A 1,118-nucleotide genomic window follows, 5' to 3' on the forward strand; every position below is an offset into this window, starting at 1 on the left:
ACGAAGCCGCACGTGAACGTGGGCACCATCGGTCACGTTGACCATGGCAAGACCACGCTGACCGCAGCGATCACCACCATCCTGTCGAAGAAGTTCGGTGGCGAAGCCAAGGCTTACGATCAGATCGACGCAGCGCCGGAAGAAAAGGCCCGTGGTATTACCATCAATACCGCGCACGTCGAATACGAAACCGCCAATCGCCACTACGCGCACGTCGACTGCCCGGGCCACGCTGACTATGTGAAGAACATGATCACGGGCGCTGCGCAAATGGACGGTGCGATCCTGGTCTGCTCGGCCGCTGACGGCCCGATGCCGCAAACCCGTGAACACATCCTGCTGTCGCGCCAGGTTGGCGTGCCGTACATCATCGTCTTCCTGAACAAGGCTGACCTGGTGGACGACGCCGAACTGCTCGAACTGGTCGAAATGGAAGTGCGCGAGCTCTTGTCCAAGTACGACTTCCCGGGCGACGACACCCCGATCATCACTGGCTCGGCTCGTCTGGCGCTGGAAGGTGACCAATCGGAAAACGGCGAACCCGCCATCTTCCGTCTGGCCGAAGCCCTCGACACCTACATCCCGACGCCGGAGCGTGCCATTGATGGCGCCTTCCTGATGCCGGTGGAAGACGTGTTCTCGATCTCGGGTCGCGGTACCGTGGTGACCGGTCGTGTTGAGCGTGGCATCGTCAAGGTCGGTGAAGAAATCGAAATCGTCGGTATCAAGCCGACGGTCAAGACCACCTGCACCGGCGTGGAAATGTTCCGCAAGCTGCTGGACCAAGGTCAAGCTGGCGACAACATCGGCGCGCTGCTGCGCGGCACCAAGCGTGAAGAAGTCGAGCGTGGCCAAGTGCTGGCCAAGCCGGGTTCGATCACCCCGCACACCAAGTTCGAAGGTTCGGTCTACGTGCTGAGCAAGGAAGAGGGTGGTCGTCACACCCCGTTCTTCAACGGCTATCGTCCGCAGTTCTACTTCCGTACCACCGACGTGACCGGTGCGGTCGAGTTGCCGGCGGGTACCGAAATGGTGATGCCGGGCGACAACGTGGAAGTGACTGTGTCGCTGATCGCACCGATCGCCATGGAACAAGGTCTGCGCTTCGCCATCCGTGA

1 protein-coding gene is annotated in these 1,118 nt (G+C 60.9%); it reads left to right on the forward strand.

Annotation, left to right across the window (positions count from 1 at the left end; all coding sequences use genetic code 11):
* Window positions 1-1,118, forward strand: a 1,118-nt coding sequence (gene tuf, locus NLI84_RS18820; RefSeq protein WP_255992365.1) for an elongation factor Tu, incomplete at both ends; no start/stop codon positions are given.

The sequence above is a fragment of the Chitinolyticbacter albus genome, assembly GCF_024437655.1.
Lineage (GTDB): Bacteria > Pseudomonadota > Gammaproteobacteria > Burkholderiales > Chitinibacteraceae > Chitinolyticbacter > Chitinolyticbacter albus.